The 17,300-nt window shown below is 50.3% G+C and carries 17 protein-coding genes and 1 tRNA gene; 6 read left to right on the top strand and 12 right to left on the bottom strand.

Annotation, left to right across the window (positions count from 1 at the left end; translation table 11 throughout):
- Genes BM427_RS13045 through BM427_RS13030 form a run of 4 tightly spaced genes read left to right on the top strand, consistent with a single transcriptional unit; the run spans position 1 to position 5,476 of the window.
- Positions 1-1,239 carry an FRG domain-containing protein gene (locus BM427_RS13045; RefSeq protein ID WP_208809130.1) on the top strand — a complete coding sequence of 413 codons (1,239 nt, stop codon included), beginning with the start codon at positions 1-3 and terminating at the stop codon, positions 1,237-1,239.
- Complete coding sequence (locus BM427_RS13040) at positions 1,240-4,371, top strand: type I restriction endonuclease subunit R (RefSeq protein WP_090122157.1); 3,132 nt, start codon at positions 1,240-1,242, stop codon at positions 4,369-4,371.
- A 35-nt stretch (positions 4,372-4,406) separates the two neighbouring features.
- Positions 4,407-4,799, top strand: a complete 393-nt coding sequence (locus tag BM427_RS13035; protein WP_090122155.1) for a hypothetical protein — start codon at positions 4,407-4,409, stop codon at positions 4,797-4,799.
- On the top strand, positions 4,796-5,476 hold the full coding sequence (locus BM427_RS13030) for a Shedu anti-phage system protein SduA domain-containing protein (RefSeq protein ID WP_090122154.1): 681 nt from the start codon (positions 4,796-4,798) through the stop codon (positions 5,474-5,476). The genes BM427_RS13035 and BM427_RS13030 overlap by 4 nt, the downstream gene beginning before the upstream one ends.
- A 362-nt stretch (positions 5,477-5,838) precedes the next feature.
- Here BM427_RS13030 and BM427_RS13025 read toward each other — a convergent pair whose 3' ends face one another.
- Together BM427_RS13025 and BM427_RS13020 are read right to left on the bottom strand one after the other, a co-directional pair.
- Entirely contained in the window at positions 5,839-7,107 is a 1,269-nt protein-coding gene (locus tag BM427_RS13025) for a tyrosine-type recombinase/integrase (RefSeq protein ID WP_090122153.1), read from the bottom strand.
- 200 nt (positions 7,108-7,307) lie between these two features.
- Positions 7,308-7,392 (bottom strand) — tRNA-Leu (locus BM427_RS13020).
- A 537-nt stretch (positions 7,393-7,929) separates the two neighbouring features.
- Here BM427_RS13020 and BM427_RS13015 point away from each other — a divergent pair.
- Positions 7,930-8,529, top strand: coding sequence for a response regulator transcription factor (locus BM427_RS13015; RefSeq protein WP_090122151.1), 600 nt, complete (start codon positions 7,930-7,932; stop codon positions 8,527-8,529).
- 140 nt (positions 8,530-8,669) lie between these two features.
- Here the strand turns inward: BM427_RS13015 and BM427_RS13010 are convergent, their stop codons facing one another.
- From BM427_RS13010 to BM427_RS12985, 6 genes are read right to left on the bottom strand one after another with little or no spacing between them, the layout of a single operon-like run.
- Entirely contained in the window at positions 8,670-9,050 is a 381-nt protein-coding gene (locus BM427_RS13010; protein ID WP_090122150.1) for a hypothetical protein, read from the bottom strand.
- On the bottom strand, positions 9,047-9,460 hold the full coding sequence (locus tag BM427_RS13005) for a hypothetical protein (protein ID WP_090122148.1): 414 nt from the start codon (positions 9,458-9,460) through the stop codon (positions 9,047-9,049). The genes BM427_RS13010 and BM427_RS13005 overlap by 4 nt, the downstream gene beginning before the upstream one ends.
- 56 nt (positions 9,461-9,516) lie before the next feature.
- On the bottom strand, positions 9,517-9,987 hold the full coding sequence (locus tag BM427_RS13000) for a ribonuclease (RefSeq protein WP_090122147.1): 471 nt from the start codon (positions 9,985-9,987) through the stop codon (positions 9,517-9,519).
- 19 nt (positions 9,988-10,006) lie between these two features.
- The gene (locus tag BM427_RS12995; protein ID WP_090122145.1) at positions 10,007-10,462 is read right to left on the bottom strand and encodes a lysozyme; all 456 of its coding nucleotides are present in this window, start codon (positions 10,460-10,462) and stop codon (positions 10,007-10,009) included.
- Entirely contained in the window at positions 10,455-11,153 is a 699-nt protein-coding gene (locus tag BM427_RS12990) for a DUF2589 domain-containing protein (RefSeq protein ID WP_090122142.1), read from the bottom strand. Before BM427_RS12990 ends, BM427_RS12995 begins: the two co-directional genes overlap by 8 nt.
- A 54-nt stretch (positions 11,154-11,207) precedes the next feature.
- Entirely contained in the window at positions 11,208-11,855 is a 648-nt protein-coding gene (locus BM427_RS12985; protein WP_090122140.1) for a DUF2589 domain-containing protein, read from the bottom strand.
- Between the two features lie 235 nt (positions 11,856-12,090).
- On the opposite strand from BM427_RS12985, the gene ahr reads away from it, so the two are divergent.
- The gene (gene ahr / locus BM427_RS12980; protein WP_090122138.1) at positions 12,091-13,110 is read left to right on the top strand and encodes an NADPH-dependent aldehyde reductase Ahr; all 1,020 of its coding nucleotides are present in this window, start codon (positions 12,091-12,093) and stop codon (positions 13,108-13,110) included.
- Positions 13,111-13,219: 109 nt separating this feature from the next.
- On the opposite strand, the gene BM427_RS12975 is transcribed toward ahr, so the two are convergent.
- From BM427_RS12975 to lptF, 4 genes are all read right to left on the bottom strand, one after another.
- Positions 13,220-14,854, bottom strand: coding sequence for a dihydroxyacetone kinase subunit DhaK (locus tag BM427_RS12975; protein WP_090122137.1), 1,635 nt, complete (start codon positions 14,852-14,854; stop codon positions 13,220-13,222).
- A gap of 85 nt (positions 14,855-14,939) precedes the next feature.
- On the bottom strand, positions 14,940-15,047 hold the full coding sequence (locus tag BM427_RS26255; protein ID WP_139234409.1) for a phage portal protein: 108 nt from the start codon (positions 15,045-15,047) through the stop codon (positions 14,940-14,942).
- 68 nt (positions 15,048-15,115) lie between these two features.
- A complete protein-coding gene (lptG, locus tag BM427_RS12970; protein WP_090122135.1) occupies positions 15,116-16,198 on the bottom strand; it encodes an LPS export ABC transporter permease LptG in 1,083 nt (360 codons plus the stop codon).
- A complete protein-coding gene (gene lptF / locus BM427_RS12965; protein ID WP_090122134.1) occupies positions 16,198-17,298 on the bottom strand; it encodes an LPS export ABC transporter permease LptF in 1,101 nt (366 codons plus the stop codon). Before lptF ends, lptG begins: the two co-directional genes overlap by 1 nt.
- Positions 17,299-17,300: the final 2 nt, after the last annotated feature.

Genomic DNA, 17,300 nt, shown 5'->3' with positions numbered 1-17,300 from the left:
ATGAGTAAAATACCAGATAATTACTGGAACAAAATCCCAAAATGGGAAAGCACTTTACCTAAGCAGAGTTTTGTTATTACTGCTGATAAATTTAGTGGCCGAATTCCTGTAACTAGGATTGATGATTGGCATGATTTTACTAATTTATTAGAAAGTGATTTTTTTAATCAAAATGATATACAACTAGTTTTTCGAGGTCATAGACGTTTCGATTGGGGCATGACACCAACATTGGGAAGAGTTACATCAAATGGAATTGTCACTAAAGAACTTGCAGAGCGGCAATTAATTCTTTTTAGAAAAGCCATTAGGGGAAGAATAAAGGATCATAGTTTGCTGGATGATGGTCCAGAAGATGATGAATTGTGGTCTATTGGTCAGCACCATGGTTTAATGACACCTTTATTGGATTGGACATACTCTCCATATGTTGCCCTTTTTTTCGCCTTTTGCAAAGAAGACCAAATTGAAGAAGATGACAACCCATATCGCTCGATTTATGTTTTAAACAAAACATTTATAGTTGATGAAGAAATTTGCCAAGATATCAGGTTATTTGAACCAAAAAAAGATGATCATGGCCGATTAGTAAGCCAAGCGGGGTTGTTTACTTATTCGCCACATGATGCAACCATTGAAAATAAACTGGCCGAAATATTAAGTAATGAAGAGGTTCACGGTGATGATTTTTCAAATGCATCAGAGGATGAAGAAGCCTATATTTTGGCTAAATACATCTGCAAAATTTATATAAAAAATGAAAATCAAGGCGAGTGTTTAAAATATCTTCGCCGTATGAACGTACATCACGCCAGCCTTTTCCCTGACTTGATTGGTGCTGCGGATTATTGTAATGTATTCATTGCTGAAATTGAAAAAAATAAATCAGAAAAGATAGAGGTTTCTGAATCTGCAGATTTCCACCAAGAAACAACACCAATCTCATTTGAAAGTAACAGTTCGAAAATCCGTGCGTCCAACTCAATAATGGATCTATTATTAACACCGACTGAAGCCAACAGCATTGACGTTAAGAAATTAGAGTTTATGGCTAATGAAATAGCCAACACTCTTGCAAAAGGTAAATTAATAGACTGGCAAGAGCGTGACTCATTGAAAGAAAGTATGCTTGCAAAAACAAGAATCATATTGAGAAAAGCAGGTTATCCAGAGTCAGCACGTGAGTATGTTATTAAAAATATACTTTCTATTGAAGATAGTGATGACAAGGAGGCATAAATGAACGAGTCTACACTTGAAACATTATGCCTGGGCTGGTTTGCAGATCAAGGCTGGGAAATTCATCACGGGCCGGATATTGCCCCTGATGGCAGTAACCCACAACGCGCCAACTATCATGATGTATTCCTGACGCCCGTGTTAACCTCCTGCCTGCAAAAACTTAACCCACACCTGCCTTCAGACGTCTTCGAACAGGTTATCTCCCGTATTACCCGCGCTGAAAGCCCGGATCTGATTGCTAGTAACAAAGCCTTTCATCATTGGTTATTGGAAGGTGTTCCGGTTCAGTATCGTCGCGACGAAGAGCTTATCCACGATCACGCCCTGCTGGTAGATTTTAACCAGCCGCAAAACAACCGTTTTATGGTGGTCAATCAAATGACCATCAGCGGAACGAAACAGCCTCGTCGCCCGGATATCATCTGCTTTATTAACGGGCTGCCGCTGGCGGTTTTGGAACTGAAAAGCCCCATCGACGACAAGGTAGATATCTGGGATGCCTACCACCAGTTACAGACCTATAAAGATGAAATTCGCGATCTGTTTATATGCAATGAAGCGCTGATTGTCAGCGATGGTTATCTGGCTCGTGTGGGATCCCTGACGGCCACGGAAGAGCGTTTTATGCCGTGGAAGACCATCAGCAATGAAAATGATAAGCCCCTGCTGGAATGGCAACTGGAAACTATGGTACGGGGGTTCTTTAACCAGGAACAACTGCTCGACTATATCCGTTACTTCGTTCTGTTCGAAAACAACGATGAAAGGCTGATTAAAAAAATAGCCGGTTATCACCAGTTCCACGCGGTGCGTGAGGCGGTGCAGGCGACAATCGTCGCTGCTACAGGTAAGCAACTGGCGCTGCACAGCAACATTCAGCCGGGCAGTAAGAAAGCAGGTGTGGTCTGGCATACGCAGGGTTCCGGTAAAAGTATCTCCATGTGTTGCTACGTCGGCAAATTGTTGCAACAGCCGGAGATGGGCAACCCGACGATTGTGGTCGTGACCGATCGTAACGATCTGGACGGTCAGCTTTACGGCACCTTCTGTCAGGCGCAGGAACTGCTCAAACAGATGCCAGTGCAGGCGGATGATCGCGAAGCACTGCGTGAACTGCTTGCAACCCGCGATGCTGGCGGCATTATCTTTACCACTGTGCAGAAGTTCTCCCCGGAGGAAGGGGAAAACGCCCATCCGGTTCTCAATGGGCGCAGCAACATCGTTGTTATTTCCGATGAAGCGCACCGCAGCCAGTACGGCATGAAAGCCAACCTGGACCGGGAAACTGGCGTCTATAAATACGGTTACGCTAAACATATGCGTGACGCGCTGCCTAACGCCTCGTTTTTGGGATTCACTGGAACGCCGGTTTCGGCAGAGGATCGCGATACCCGCGCTGTATTTGGCGATTACGTCTCGATTTACGATATTCAGGATGCGGTGGACGATGGCGCAACGGTGCCTATTCACTACGAATCCCGGCTGGCGAAACTCGATCTCAATCATGAAGAACTGGCGGCACTCTCCGATCAGGTTGATGAACTGATTGAAGATGATGAACTGGACCTGCGTGAAAAAACCAAAGGTGAATGGAGCCGTCTGGAGAAACTGGTTGGTGCTAAACCTCGTCTCCAGCAGGTTGCCGCCGATCTGATTTCTCACTTTGAGAAGCGCAATACCGTCATGGACGGCAAGGCGATGATTGTCGCGATGAGCCGTGAAATCTGCGTCCATCTTTACGATGAAATTATTGCGCTACGTCCGGAGTGGCACGATGTCGATCCTGAAAAAGGACAAATCAAAATCGTGATGACCGGTACAGCGTCCGACAAAGCAATGCTGCAACCGCATATCTACAACAAGCGAACTAAAAAACGGCTGGAGTCCCGTTTCAAGAATGTGAACGACCCGCTGAAGTTGGTGATCGTGCGTGATATGTGGCTGACCGGCTTCGACGCCCCCTGCTGTCACACCATGTATATCGACAAGCCGATGCGCGGCCATAACCTGATGCAGGCCATTGCCCGCGTCAACCGGGTATTCAAAGATAAACCCGGCGGGCTGGTGGTTGATTACATCGGAATCGCCAATGAACTGAAACTGGCGCTGAAAACCTACACCGATGCAAACGGTAAAGGTGATGCGACCATCAACGCAGAAGAAGCGCTGGCAATCATGCTGGAAAAGTTGGATATCATCCACGGTATGTTTGCCAAAACAGCAACGTCAGCAGGTTTTGACTACACCGGCTTTGAAGCTCACGCACAAAAGCTGTTGGTGCCTGTTGCAAACTACGTGCTCGGCCTTGAGGACGGTAAGAAGCGTTTTCTTGATAACGTACTGGCAATTACTAAAGCCTGGTCGCTTTGCTGTACGCTGGATGCGGCGCAGCCTTATAAACTGGAGATTGCTTTCTTGTCTGCGGTGAAGGCCGCTATCAGCAAATTTACCAGCGTGGACAAAAAAATAAGCCAGGCCGAGAAGAACTCCGCGCTGAAACAGATTCTGGATAATGCCGTAATTGCTAACGGCGTGGATGATATTTTTACGCTAGCAGGATTGGATAAACCTAATATTGGTTTACTTTCGGATGAGTTTTTGCAAGAAGTCCACGATATGCCATATCGCAACCTGGCGGTAGAATTGCTGGAAAAACTGATTAATGATGGTATCCAGTCCCGCACTAAAAATAACGTAGTGCAGGAGAAGAAGTATTCTGAACGTCTTCAGGCGGTGTTGATTAAATACAATAACCGGGCTATTGAGACGGCGCAGGTGATTGAAGAGCTGATCCAGATGGCGAAGGATTTTCAGTCCGCAATGGCGCGTGATGATGCGCTTGGCCTGAATCCTGACGAGATCGCCTTCTACGACGCACTGGCAGAAAACGAAAGCGCCGTTAGTGAGTTGGGGGATGAGGTACTTAAGAAACTGGCGATAGAAGTGACACTGAAGCTACGGCAATCCACAACCGTGGACTGGCAAGTGCGCGAAAGCGTGCGTGCGAGATTGCGTATCCTGGTTCGCCAGACTCTGCGTCGGTATAAGTATCCACCCGATAAAATGCCGGGGGCGGTGGAGTTAATATTAAAACAAGCGGAAGTTATTTCGAATCACTGGACGATGTAACGGAATTTAAAAAAATTGTTGTATAAGGAAATATGATGAAAGTAAGTGATTTTATTTTCAAATTTAAGCCAAACGATTATTCACATGAATATTCAATATGCCGAGTTAGGATATTTTTGCATGAGGGCATTCAATTTTCATTACTAACGGATCTCGATGATCAAAGCCCGACGAGTGTAACCAACTCCGTGGAATACATCCGTAAGCAGCTAATAGATGAGGGATTTATCGACAATGACACTATAATTATTGAACATTATGAAGAAGGCTTTTCTGGCTATGGAAGTTTTGACATTGTAACATTTGGCCATAACAATTCGCCTAATTGGGTGAAAACAACACTGAAAAAAACACAAATAATGCTTGGCTGTTCCCATGAAGAGTTATTAGATAGTACATTAAAAAATAAAAGGCTTTTAAAAAAATAGAATATCTTCGTCAGCAACTTTATCCCTATACTAAAAAATCTTATGTTGAAGATAGCAGCATAATCACTAAAAGATTACTAATAAAAGAGCGCTCTATATTAAAAACAGAAATCGCTAATTTTATTGAAACTAATCCAACCGAACGTGAAATAGCAGAGTTCCTAAAGAAGGATTTATCTTTTTTCGCTAGTTTTTATGCTAATCCAAAAGAGGAGTACATTGTTTTACCAGAATTACAAATTGCTAATGGCTTTGTTGATTATGTTATTCTTTCCGGCCGTTCACGAATGGACGTTACTTTCATAGAGATCAAGGGTGCTAACTTTAATCTTATGAATCAATCTGGATACGGCAATCTATCACAAAAAACAAATGAGGCAATACAACAAGTTAGAGAGAGAATTAGTGTTATTTATAGAGATTATAAAAAATATAGAAAATACTTTCATGAGGTAAGGGAGCAGGTCGAAACTGGGACTGGCTTCTCAAATGCATTAATTGGACCAAGAGGTAAATTAAGCGTTGATCCTGATAAAGATATAAACATCAGAAGTGTTGTTATTGCTGGTCTCTCTAATAATGATCTTGAAGAAAGCAAACAACGACATAATGTTGAGTTTACATCTAGTCCGCCCATCAGGTTAGAAAGCTGGAATAGCTTAATCAATAAATTTTGAAATGGTATTTCCATTAAAAACACTAGACATAGATTTTATATATTTAACAATTACCATTAAAAATGGAGCTTAATAAAAAAGAAGATAAGTTGCGCCTCTCTTTTATATATATTAGTCAAAGTTTAATCTGAGTATGCTATTAAAAATTTGAGAGCTACTGGTTTGGATATGGGTGTCGAATACTTATAAAAATATAAGGTAGCATGTCTCCACCCACCAATAGAGGACACGAATCTCCTCTTTGCCCAAAACAAGATCTCTGGGCGTGTAGTACTCTCAAGTGAAAATGCAACTGAGAAAAACCCCAGCCTGCTCCTTAAGGCTGGTCGATTAGATTTAATTCAACAAATATGCCCCTCCTTTCACTCACCATTACCCCTATTGATCTTCGCATAGTCAAACGGCGTAATCCCCTTCTCCCGGTTTGCATCCAAAAAATCAGCCCACCACTGCAACATCAGCTTGCGTTCATCCAGATGTTCCGCCTTATGAATATAAGCAGCTCGTACCGAATTACGTTCCATATGGCTCATTTGGCGTTCGACCGCATCTTTGGACCATAGACCTGACTCAATCAATGAGCTACAAGCCATTGTGCGAAAGCCATGACCACAAACCTCCACCCTGGTGTCATAACCCATCACCCGCAGAGCACTATTCACGGTGTTTTCACTCATGGGCTTACGCGGATCGTGATCGCCAATAAAAATCAGCTCATGTTCGCCACAGAACTGTTTTATCTGCTTCAGGATTACCAGCGCCTGCTTTGAAAGCGGCACCAGATGAGGTGTACGCATCTTTGATCCTCGCTGAGAATGTTTCACGCCGGGAATAGGCTCTCGCTCAGGCGGGATGGTCCACATTGATGTTTCAAAATCGATCTCTGACCAGCGAGCAAAACGCAGCTCACTGGAGCGAATAAAGATAAGCAGAGTGAGTTCCGTTGCCCAGCGGGTTAGCGGCCTGCCGGTATAGCCGTCTATTTTCTCGAGTAACTCAGGGATGCGCTTTAATTCCAGCGCCGGGCGATGTTGTCGATTGCCAGATGCGACGGCTCCAGCCATCTCCTGCGCTGGGTTGTAATCAATAAGCCCGCTTTGCACTGCATAACGCATGATGGCTGTAGTGCGCTGTTGGAGACGAGAAGCCACCTCAAGACGTCCAGACAATTCCACCGCTTTAATTGGTGCCAGTAAATCACGAGTACCCAATTCAGTAATGGCGCGAGTACCAATTGCCGGGAAGATATTGTCCTCCAAGCTCTTTTTTACGCGATTAGCATGATCTTCCGACCATTTTTGGTTGGTCGCAAGCCACTCTCTGGCAACCTTCTCGAAAGTAATAATCTCTTTCGCCTGCTCTTCTTTCACAGCACGTTTATGCTCACGAGGATCGATACCAGCAGCTACCAGCTTTCTGGCCTCTTCCCTTTTCTTCCTGGCATCCGCCAGCGAAACATCCGGGTAAACGCCGAACGCCATCAAATGCTGTTTACCACCGAAGCGAAAGCGGAAACGCCAATATTTTGAGCCATTGGGGTGAATCAGCAAAAACATGCCATCACCATCAACAAGTGAATACTCTTTTTCCTCAGATTTAGCAGAACGAACCTTAGTATCTGTTAGTGCCATAGCGGCTATCCTTCCATAGTACTGCCGTGAATATATAAGCAATATCGAACCAGCATATATACTCGGTTCTATACTCACAAGCATGTTGATGTGGGGTAACTCAGATTGACTTCAGTTGAGGTGAAAATCGTGGAAAGCCTTGTGTGGCGAGGATTTCAGGCATAAAAAAAGACCTCAGTTGAGGTCCATTTACATGCTTTTGGTGCCGAAGGCCGGACTCGAACCGGCACGTATTTCTACGGTTGATTTTGAATCAACTGCGTCTACCGATTTCGCCACTTCGGCACTGAAGGGGATGCGGAAACGTGTGGGATTATACCTGCCGTTCGCGGCTATGCAAGCCACGATCGCGCATTCAGCTGCTAAGTGATGAAAAAACCAGCGCCGCGTCAAACTGTTGGCGATTACTTGTCCTGTCGCGGCCCGCTATCCACTGCATTAACCCGCCTGTCGAAATTCCCTTTTCCCTTGCTATACACAAAATCATTCACACTGCGTTGAGGCGGCAAGACTGCGCAGCCCAGGAGCTTACATAAGTAAGTGACTGGGGTGCAAAGGTGAAGCCAACAAAGAGGCAGTTTGAAGGATAACGTGTATGTCAGGCTATTTATCATACTCCTCTTACTCATTATTTCTAAAATAGCGAAACGGCCATTTTTAATATATGATATTTTACTGATCAGGTTGTCTATTTCATCTTCGCTAATTTGCCATATCGGTTAAAAGACCTATGACAACCAGCCTGTTTCATTTTTTCCATTTCATTTAATACTTTGATGATTACCAGGCTCATTGACGAAAACTATTACGTGGAGATGACGCATGCATGTACTCATGATTGACAAGCAGTCGATATTTATTGAAGGAATGGCATCAGTACTTTCGCAACTTATCCCAAATGTAAAAATCCGGGGACTGAATAATCAGAATGAAATTAATGACACACTAAATGAATTTCCGGCATCACTAATTCTGCTGGATGGTGACGGAAATAAAACAGAGAGTCTTGAATTACTCGATACGCTGGCATTGCACCACCCTACTATTCCGGTAGTGATGCTGATGAATAAATGCCAGCCGACCTTACTCAGGCAGTTTTTGCATCACCATGCGATTGCATTTGTCAGGCGTGATTCACCGCCGGAAACCATCGCGCAGACACTGCGCACGGCGGCACTGGGGATGCTCTGCTTCCCGCAGGAAAGCATCACTCTGCTGGATGGCGGACACGGCGCGATTACGCGGCTCAGCGAGCGCCAGCGTGAAATCCTCAAGCTGCTGGCTGCCGGGGAATCCAATAAACAAATCAGTCGCCAGTTAAATATCAGCGCCGGTACAGTGAAAGCGCATCTGGAATCTATTTTCCGCCGTCTGAATGTGAATAACCGCACCCAAGCCGCGATGATGTATTCGGACGAATAGTTCAGCCTGAATTTTTGTTGACATTTAATTGCTGCTACATTTCTCCTAAAACAAATACAGGAGCACTATGCCTGTGCATAATGCTCCTGCCAGAGATATTTAGCATCAGCATTTACAGCAGTGAAAATGCCCGGTGGCTTTTATTTGGCGGGTGTTGTCTTGCGGGGCGCCCTGGAAGGTGTCGTTTTTTTAACCACCGGCAATTTTTTACGTACCGTCGTTTTTTTCGGCTTCTCATCTTTGCACATCGTGTGGCAGAAATAATAAATGGCAATCACGCCGACACCAACATCTTTTAATATCCAGAACGGTAGTTCTTGTGCCATTAACATGACATTGAACAGCAAATAAGGAAGATTGAGAAACCCCTGAACGGTAAACCCTAACGCGGTAATTAATAACCCAATGCGATACCACACGGGGATATTGGGCATGCGGGAGCTGAGTGCGCTGACAAAAATAATCACCGCAATCGCGCCATCCACCAGCGTGGCGGCCCAGAAAATGAGTTTCAACGTCATGATGGATCTCCCGATTTAGGGCGTCGTGGCGCGCGGCGGCGCGATGGCGTGACCTTTACGCCACGGGCGGCGCGTTTTAGCTCGCCAGCAACCTGTAAAATATCCTGCCCTTCCCGCCGATTAAAAAAGTTGGCCAGCCAGGCAATCATCCCGACGCTGATCGCGCCGATAAAATAGCCAATACCCATCGCGATATCGCTATCTTTGAAGTTCATGCCCAGCCAGCGCGCAATAAAACCGCCCAGCGTGAAGGTCGTGCTGACGCTAATGGCACCGATAATCACCCCGGCTGCCAGCCGACCGTGCTGATGCAATTTTTTGGGTTGCCAGAAAAACGAGACGCTCAGCCCGCCAAATAACCCGGCGAGCGCTGCCAGCCCCTGACTTAACATCTGAATGCCATCAACCATGGCAGTCTCCTCCTCAACAGGCGGCCTCAACGAATGGGATGAGGCCGCATTACTGACTACTGGCAAGGAGGAAGCGTGACGATTGTCGCGTCATTATCTGTAGTGAGATAACGCGTCGCGTTTTCCGGGCTGTAGATCAGATGTTTGTTACTGCGCAGACCGCGTACGCTATCGAGATCGGCGCTGTACCATTTTCCTTTGCCCGGCGCAGGCTTACCGGTCCAGGGATCGCCGCCCAGTACTTTCTTGTTCAGCGCCCAGACGTTCCACAGCGAATCTTCCGCCTTCCCACTCCAGCCCAATTTGAGCGCCTGATCGCGGGTCACGTACTCAGCGGGCAGTACATCATCACGATTTAGCGTTTTAAGCAGCGCCGTCAGTTTCTTCTCATCCTGCACGGTCTTGTTGTTCTGTTTCGCCAGTTGCTGGTTGGCCGCTTGTACCACCGCGCTGCATTGCGGTAAGTCGGCATATGCCGGTACAGCGGTTAGCACAGCCAGAAACAGTATCGACAGTCTGTATTTCATTGGAATTCCTCCGGTCACTTCAGTTGACGGGTGCCATAAACAGCGCACGTTCCGCGTCGCGGCGACGGGTCAAGCCGGGGAGAATTTTGCCACCGGCTTTATTCCAGCGCGGAAGCTGGTCCGCCGCCGCCTGATATTGTCCCTGATTAAGCAGGCGCAGCAGTGTCGAGCTCTGCAAATTGCCTAACCCAACGTTAAAGGCGAACGCCACCAGCGCATCGAACTGGTTCTGGTTGAGATCGACCGTCACGAGTCGATGAACCCCGCGCTCAGTCATCCCCAGATCCGCCCGCAACAAATCTTCCGCTTCCACCTTGCTTAACGCCTGCGGGAAATTCTCCTCGGGCAAAATCAAATGGCCGTAGCCGATGGTCCATTTACCGACCGCATCGCGGTACTTCTCCAGGCTTAGTCCTTCAAAAGACTTAATGAGTGTTAATCCGGCCGCGCCGGTGTTTGCGGGTTGGTTAGCCATTGTCATCACTCCTCACACTTGATTGGGGAAGAACTTGTCGGGTGTACTCTTCAATAAGCCGCATCACGCTTTCCGGCGGCTCCAGCACGGTGAACTGCATTTCAATGTCCACATGCCCGCTGTCACGACCGCTGCCTTCGTGGCTCAGCGGCGACATGCTGACGAAGAAGCGGCCAACCGTGTCATCGGGCGTGCCGGAAATCGCGCTGTGCTGCTCAACGGCATCGGTTCGCACCGTCAAAAAGACCTTCATTTTTTCCAGCATCAGCCCGCGCGGCGTGGAGAGCGCCACCAGCGGTAACGTAAAGTGATGTTGATCATCCAGCGCCATTTCGACGACTTTTGGCACCAGCCTTCCGTCATCACTGTGCTCAAAAAAGGGGTCCAGCGCCTGCATGTACTGATGCGCGATAAGCTGGTTTGCCGCCGATGCGGCGTGCTGCATCCCGCGCGTGATATCTGCCAGCGAGAGAGGTGCCCCAACCGGGCCACCGGGTGGCGGGCTGTCCGGCGGAGGCGGATCGGGCGGTAGATCCGAAGAGGGCGGATCCGCAGGCGGCAACCCGCTGGTCTCTTGCGTCGTCGGATCGTCAGGCGGCATTGTGGCGCGCTCGTCCGGCGGAGCCGTAGGTTGCTCGTTCGCCTTCTGCTGCGTATCCCGGTTGCCGCGAAGCCAGTCTTTTATTGACATAGTGCGCTCCGTGAAAAATGAGGCTGCAACGCAGCCTCAGCGTGAACATCAAAATTAATGCGTTGCGTCGGCCGGGGCTTTTGCTGCGCCAGCAGGCGTTTCGGGATAGGCATCAAGCTTTTTCGATTCAAGCTTTTGCGCCTCAGACGGCATAACAGCCGGGCGTGTTGCGGCATCCGTCAGGAAATCAATCACGCGCATCAGTGCTTCCGGCGGCGGCTGACGTTTGACCTGGGTGTGGATGCTGTATTTCGCGCGGGTATCGGTGGAGCGGGTTTGCTGATCTTTATGCGAAACACGTCCGCTGATTTTGACGCTGAACGGCCCCCAGCCGACGGAGGCTTCCAGCGAAGCTTCCGCATCGGTCTCGCTGCTGCTGGCTTCGCTCTGGGAGACTTCCAGTTCGAAGTCGATAGTCCCTTCTTCGATGCTGATGTTCGGGTGAGAGATAGCCGCCAGCAGCGGGATGCGCATGGTTTTTTTCACCACGCCCTGAATTACGCCTTTCTCGTCAACCACGGTTTCGTCGTAATCGAACTGCACCGACTCCGCTTTACCATCCTTAATACAGACAGAGAGCAGGAAGTCGGCGTAGGCCTTACTCGCCTGTACCTGTGCTTTGATCATCGCCTGCAACGGGCCGCCGATCATATTTTCCAGCGGTAGTGCATTAATGACCGATCCAATGAATTGTGAATCCATAATGCGTACTCCTGTGAGTTGTACAGAAACATCGTGTTGCGAATTCGCAAGACCCACACTACAGGCCGGGAAAGTCGGAAAATATTGGCTGGATGACGGGTTAAAACAGGGGAAATGGCCCAGGACGGAAGGCATGGCTTTGGCGAAACGGGCGGTCTGACGCGCAACATTCTGCCGGAGAAGCGCCAGATGCCCTACAATTCATGCGTCCCCCTCAAAAACGAAGGAATCCGTCATGAGCATCATCAAAAATTACGCCGCGCCGCAAGCCGGTGCCGCGCTTGAATTACAGGAATACGATGCCGGCCCGCTGGCAGCAGAAGATGTGGAAGTGCAGGTGGATTATTGCGGTATCTGCCATTCAGACTTATCGATGATCGACAACGAATGGGGCATCTCTCAGTACCCGCTGGTAGCCGGGCATGAAGTGATTGGCCGCGTGGTAGAGCTGGGTAGTGCCGCGCAAAACAAAGGGTTAAAAGTGGGCCAGCGCGTGGGTATCGGCTGGACGGCACGCAGTTGCGGGCACTGCGATGCCTGTATCGACGGCAACCATATCAACTGTCTGGAAGGCGCGGTGCCGACCATTCTGAATCGCGGCGGTTTTGCCGATAAGATCCGCGCCGACTGGCAGTGGGTGATCCCGCTGCCGGACAGCATCGATATCGAAACTGCCGGGCCGCTGCTGTGCGGGGGCATTACCGTGTTTAAACCGCTTTTGATGCATAACATCACCGCGACCAGCCGCGTCGGCGTGATTGGTATTGGTGGCCTCGGGCATATCGCCATCAAGCTGCTGCATGCAATGGGCTGTGAAGTGACAGCATTCAGTTCAAATCCGGCTAAAGAAGCGGAAGTGCGGATCATGGGGGCCGACTATGTCGTGAACAGCCGCGATCCGGAGGCATTGAAAGCGCTGGCAGGTCAGTACGATCTGATCATCAACACCGTTAACGTCGATCTTAACTGGCAGCCTTATTTTGAAGCGCTGACCCACGGCGGCCATTTCCATACTGTGGGTGCCGTGCTGAAGCCGCTGGAAGTGCCGGCATTTACCCTCATCGCCGGTGACCGCAGCATCTCGGGTTCGGCAACCGGTACGCCGTTTGAGCTGCGTAAGCTGATGAAGTTTGCCGGACGCGCTAAAGTCGCGCCAACCACCGAGATGTTCCCGATGTCGCAAATCAACGAAGCCCTGCATCATGTGCGCGACGGGAAAGCCCGCTACCGCGTGGTGTTAAAAGCGGATTTCTAAAACATCATAAAACCGTTGTACAGGTCTGCCCGATCGGCAAAGTGATCGTGCAGGCCAGGTAAGCTAAACCGCCACCGGGCAGGAAAGTGTGCCGGATAGCGGTTTAGCTTTATTTCGCGATAGCGGCAAACACCTCGGCAATCGCCACCGCGCCGGGATCGCTTACACCATCAAGGTTTTCACTGTTAACGTATGACGCGCGCCCGGCACCCGCTTTTTGCATCGTTGCGGTACTGGCAGCCCCGCTTTTCGCCGCAGAGACGGCGGCCTCCAGCCCGTTGTCGCGCAGCGCTTCCAGTGCCGGTTGCAGCGCATCGATCAGCGTACGATCGCCCAGATCCGCCCCGCCGTAGTGCTTCATCTGTTTAAGCCCAATCAGTAGCGCCTCCGGCAACGCGGTGCCTCTGCGTAAAGCATTGCCTGCCGCAGTAAAGAAGATCGACATGAGCACGCCGCTGGAGCCGCCCATTACCGTCGCCAGCCGTTCGCCGATCAGTTGCAACAACTGTGCAGTATTATTCAACGGCAGCGCCTTTTGTTCCAGCAGACGGGCAATCTCACGCGCGCCTTCGGCGAAGGTAGAACCGGTATCGCCATCGCCCACTTTCGCATCCAGCGCGTTCAGACGGTTCTCCAGACCAATCAGCGTCTGCACCGCGGTGCCGAGCAGCGTTTTTACCTGTGGATTGTCTGAAGGTTCAATCTCCAGCCCGTCATACACCGTGTTGTGTCGCTGGGTTTTCATCGGTGCGAACGCCACCGGTTTTTGCCAGCCAACGGTTTGTACATTCGCGCAAAGCGCCTGCTCAAACGTTTCATTCAGGCGCAGCAACGACACGGAAAAACCTTTCATATCCAGCGAACTGACCAACGGTGCAGGGCCAATCAACCAGGCAATCTGGTCTTTCAGCGCGGAATGCGCCAGCTCTTTGGTCAGCAGCGCCATCTCAAGCGCCGAAACGCCACCAAGGTTATTGATCAGCACGGCGACGCGATCATCGCCCACCGCTGCTTTAAGCGGTTTCACCAGCGTGTCGATAAGCGACTTGCTGTTCTGCGTCTCGACAATAGAGGCACCTGGCTCGCCGTGGATCCCCAGCCCCAGCTCGACCTTGCCGCGCTGAATACGCCCTTCCTCTTCGCTGCCCGGCAGGTTGCAGGTCTCCATCGCCAGCCCCAGACTGTAGACGTTATCGCAGGCCTTTTGCGCGATGTCGCGCACTTCACTCAGTGATTTACCCTGCTCAGCGGCATGGCCAGCAATCTTGTGCACCAGCGCCGTTCCGGCGATGCCACGCGGCTGTTTGTTATCCGGCAGCGCGATGTCGTCAGCGACGATCACCATCTCCACTTTCAGGCCGTAGCGCTTGGCTTTTTCTGCCGCAAGACCAAAGTTAAGGCGGTCGCCGGTGTAGTTTTTAACAATCAACAGGCAACCGCGATCGCCGGTCATCGCCACAATGGCATTCAGCACCGCATCGACGCTGGGCGAAGCAAACACATCGCCGCAGACGGCGGCCGTTAGCATGCCTTTACCGACAAAGCCAGCATGCGCAGGTTCATGGCCGGAACCTCCACCGGAAATCACCGCTACGCGGCCTTTATCCCAGTCAGACCGGGCCACAATGCGAATGGCGGGATCAATATCGAGTCGGACAAGGTTGCCGTGCGGTGCGGATATCACTAAGCCCTCAATGGCGTCATTGACCAGTTGTTTGCGGTCATTGAAAAAGAACCTGGACATAATTTCCCTAAATGTTGTGAATCGTTACTCAATCATAGCCCGAAGCTCAGCGGACGTTGCAAAGAACAGAATTTACTGGAAGCCATTACGGCATGGTGCCCCCAAAATCAGCCCGGTAGCCACGGGTTTTCTCAGGCACCAGTAGCAGCACGGTGGAGAAACAAACCTCAAGGCGGGTAAGCCACGGCAACATCTCTGCTCTTTGGGTAAAAAAAGAGAGGCCGCAGCCTCTCGTATTCAATACATATCTTCGCTGATGTATTAGTTTCTGCGCACCAATAGCCACATGCTAATCAGGAAGAACAAAGCACTCGGTAGCAGTGCGCCGACCACTGGCGGGATGCCATACACCAGCGTCAGCGGGCCGAAAATCTGATCCAGCACGTAGAAAACGAAGCCAAAGCTGATGCCGGTCACTACGCGAACGCCCATCGCCACGCTACGCAGCGGGCCAAAGATAAACGATAACGCCATTAGCATCATGACCGCCACCGACAGCGGCTGGAAGATTTTGCTCCACATATTGAGCTGATAACGACCAGAGTCCTGACCGCTCGACTTCAGGTACTTCACATAGTTGTACAGACCGCTGATGGAGAGTGCATCGGGATCCAGTGCCACTACGCCAAGTTTGTCCGGCGTAAGGTTGGTTTTCCAGACACTGCTGACGGTCTGCGAGCCGGTCACTTGTTTCGGATCGGTGAGGTTCGATTCATCCACCTGTGACAGCTGCCAGGTTTTGTTCTCTGCATCGAATTTTGCCGACGCGGCATAGCGCACCGATTGCAAACGACGATGATCGTTGAAGGTATAAATACTGACGCCGCCAAGCTCATCATCACTTTTCACACGTTCGATGTAGATAAAGTTGTTGCCGTCTTTCGCCCACAGCCCGGCCTGTGTGGATAGCAGCGAACCACCGTACATCGACTGCGCACGCTGGTTACGTGCCATCTGCTCGCCCTGTGGCGCAACCCATTCGCCAATCGCCATGGTTAGCAGGACCAGCGGAATAGCGGTTTTCATCACCGACAGTGCCACCTGCATCCGGGTGTAGCCTGAAGCCTGCATCACCACCAGCTCGCTGCGCTGCGCCAACATGCCCAGGCCGAGCAACGCACCCAGCAGCGCGGCCATCGGAAAGAAGACTTCGATATCTTTCGGCACGCTGAGAATGGTGTACACCCCAGCGCCCAGCGCGTCGTAACTCCCCTGCCCGGCTTTTTTCAACTGATCGACAAATTTGATAATGCCGGAGAGCGACACCAGCATGAACAGGGTCATCATGATGGTGGAAAAAATGGTTTTCCCGATATAGCGGTCAAGTACGCCAAAAGCCTGCATTATACCGCTCCTCTACGCGTAAAACCGGCGCGAACCCGGCGCATCGGCACCGTATCCCACAGGTTCAGCGCCACAGCGAGCGCCAGGTAGCACAGGTTAACCGTCCACATCCAGATCATCGGATCCAGTTTTCCCTTCGCGCCGTTTGAGCGAAGTGCGGTCTGCAACAGGAAGAACACGAGATACAGCAGCATAGCGGGCAGCATCGATAACACGCGTCCCTGACGCGGATTAACCACGCTCAACGGCACGACCATCAGCGCCATCATCACCACAGTAAAGATCAGCGTTAAACGCCAGTGCAGCTCTGCGCTGGCGCGCGGGGTATTCGTATTGAACAACGTACGCATGTCCATCTGCTCGGTATCGGTCGGATCGAGCGCGACGGTCTGATGGCCGATGATCGCCTTGTAGTTCTGGAAATCAGTGATGCGGAAATCGCGCAGCATGGCGGTACCCTCAAAGCGTGTGCCGGTGTTGAGCGTCACGACCTGGGAACCGTCTTTATGCTGGGTAAGTTGGCCGGAATCCGCCACCACCACTGACGGACGCGCATTGCCTTTGGGACGGAGCTGCGCAAGAAATACGTTGTTAAAGTGGTTGCCTTCTACGCCTTCAATAAACAACACCGAGTTGCCGTCTGTCGCTTGCTGGAACTGCCCCTGCGCCAGCGCCGCCATTCCGGGATTCGCTTTGGCATCCGCCAGAACCTGATCCTGATGACGGGATGACCACGGGCCTGCCCACATGACGTTAACCGCAGCGATAATGCCGGTAAACAGCGCCAGTACCATGGCGGCTTTGATCAGCACCGCACGGCTCAGACCGCAGGCGTGCATCACCGTAATTTCACTTTCAGTATAGAGTTTGCCCAGCGTCATTAGCAGGCCAAGGAACAGACTCAACGGCAGGATAAGCTGCGCCATCTCCGGCACGCCCAGCCCCAACAGTGAGAGCACGAGGTTTGTTGGGATTTCGCCATCAGCGGCTGCACCTAAAATCCTCACCAGTTTCTGACAAAAGAAAATCAGAAGCAGGATGAATAGGATCGCAAGCTGGCTTTTTAGCGTCTCCCGCACCAGATATCTTATGATTATCACTT

The organism is Kosakonia arachidis (assembly GCF_900116535.1).
Lineage (GTDB): Bacteria > Pseudomonadota > Gammaproteobacteria > Enterobacterales > Enterobacteriaceae > Kosakonia > Kosakonia arachidis.
This window is presented reverse-complemented; position numbering and strand designations above follow the sequence as displayed.

Excerpts from the sequence above, each read along its gene's own strand:
- BM427_RS13045 (WP_208809130.1), top strand. The coding sequence starts at position 1 with ATGAGTAAAATACCAGATAATTACTGGAACAAAATCCCAAAATGGGAA.
- BM427_RS13040 (WP_090122157.1), top strand. The coding sequence starts at position 1,240 with ATGAACGAGTCTACACTTGAAACATTATGCCTGGGCTGGTTTGCAGAT.
- BM427_RS13035 (WP_090122155.1), top strand. The coding sequence starts at position 4,407 with ATGAAAGTAAGTGATTTTATTTTCAAATTTAAGCCAAACGATTATTCA.
- BM427_RS13025 (WP_090122153.1), bottom strand. The coding sequence starts at position 7,107 with ATGGCACTAACAGATACTAAGGTTCGTTCTGCTAAATCTGAGGAAAAA.
- BM427_RS13015 (WP_090122151.1), top strand. The coding sequence starts at position 7,930 with ATGCATGTACTCATGATTGACAAGCAGTCGATATTTATTGAAGGAATG.
- BM427_RS13010 (WP_090122150.1), bottom strand. The coding sequence starts at position 9,050 with ATGACGTTGAAACTCATTTTCTGGGCCGCCACGCTGGTGGATGGCGCG.
- BM427_RS13005 (WP_090122148.1), bottom strand. The coding sequence starts at position 9,460 with ATGGTTGATGGCATTCAGATGTTAAGTCAGGGGCTGGCAGCGCTCGCC.
- BM427_RS13000 (WP_090122147.1), bottom strand. The coding sequence starts at position 9,987 with ATGAAATACAGACTGTCGATACTGTTTCTGGCTGTGCTAACCGCTGTA.
- BM427_RS12995 (WP_090122145.1), bottom strand. The coding sequence starts at position 10,462 with ATGGCTAACCAACCCGCAAACACCGGCGCGGCCGGATTAACACTCATT.
- BM427_RS12990 (WP_090122142.1), bottom strand. The coding sequence starts at position 11,153 with ATGTCAATAAAAGACTGGCTTCGCGGCAACCGGGATACGCAGCAGAAG.
- BM427_RS12985 (WP_090122140.1), bottom strand. The coding sequence starts at position 11,855 with ATGGATTCACAATTCATTGGATCGGTCATTAATGCACTACCGCTGGAA.
- ahr (WP_090122138.1), top strand. The coding sequence starts at position 12,091 with ATGAGCATCATCAAAAATTACGCCGCGCCGCAAGCCGGTGCCGCGCTT.
- BM427_RS12975 (WP_090122137.1), bottom strand. The coding sequence starts at position 14,854 with ATGTCCAGGTTCTTTTTCAATGACCGCAAACAACTGGTCAATGACGCC.
- BM427_RS26255 (WP_139234409.1), bottom strand. The coding sequence starts at position 15,047 with ATGTTGCCGTGGCTTACCCGCCTTGAGGTTTGTTTCTCCACCGTGCTG.
- lptG (WP_090122135.1), bottom strand. The coding sequence starts at position 16,198 with ATGCAGGCTTTTGGCGTACTTGACCGCTATATCGGGAAAACCATTTTT.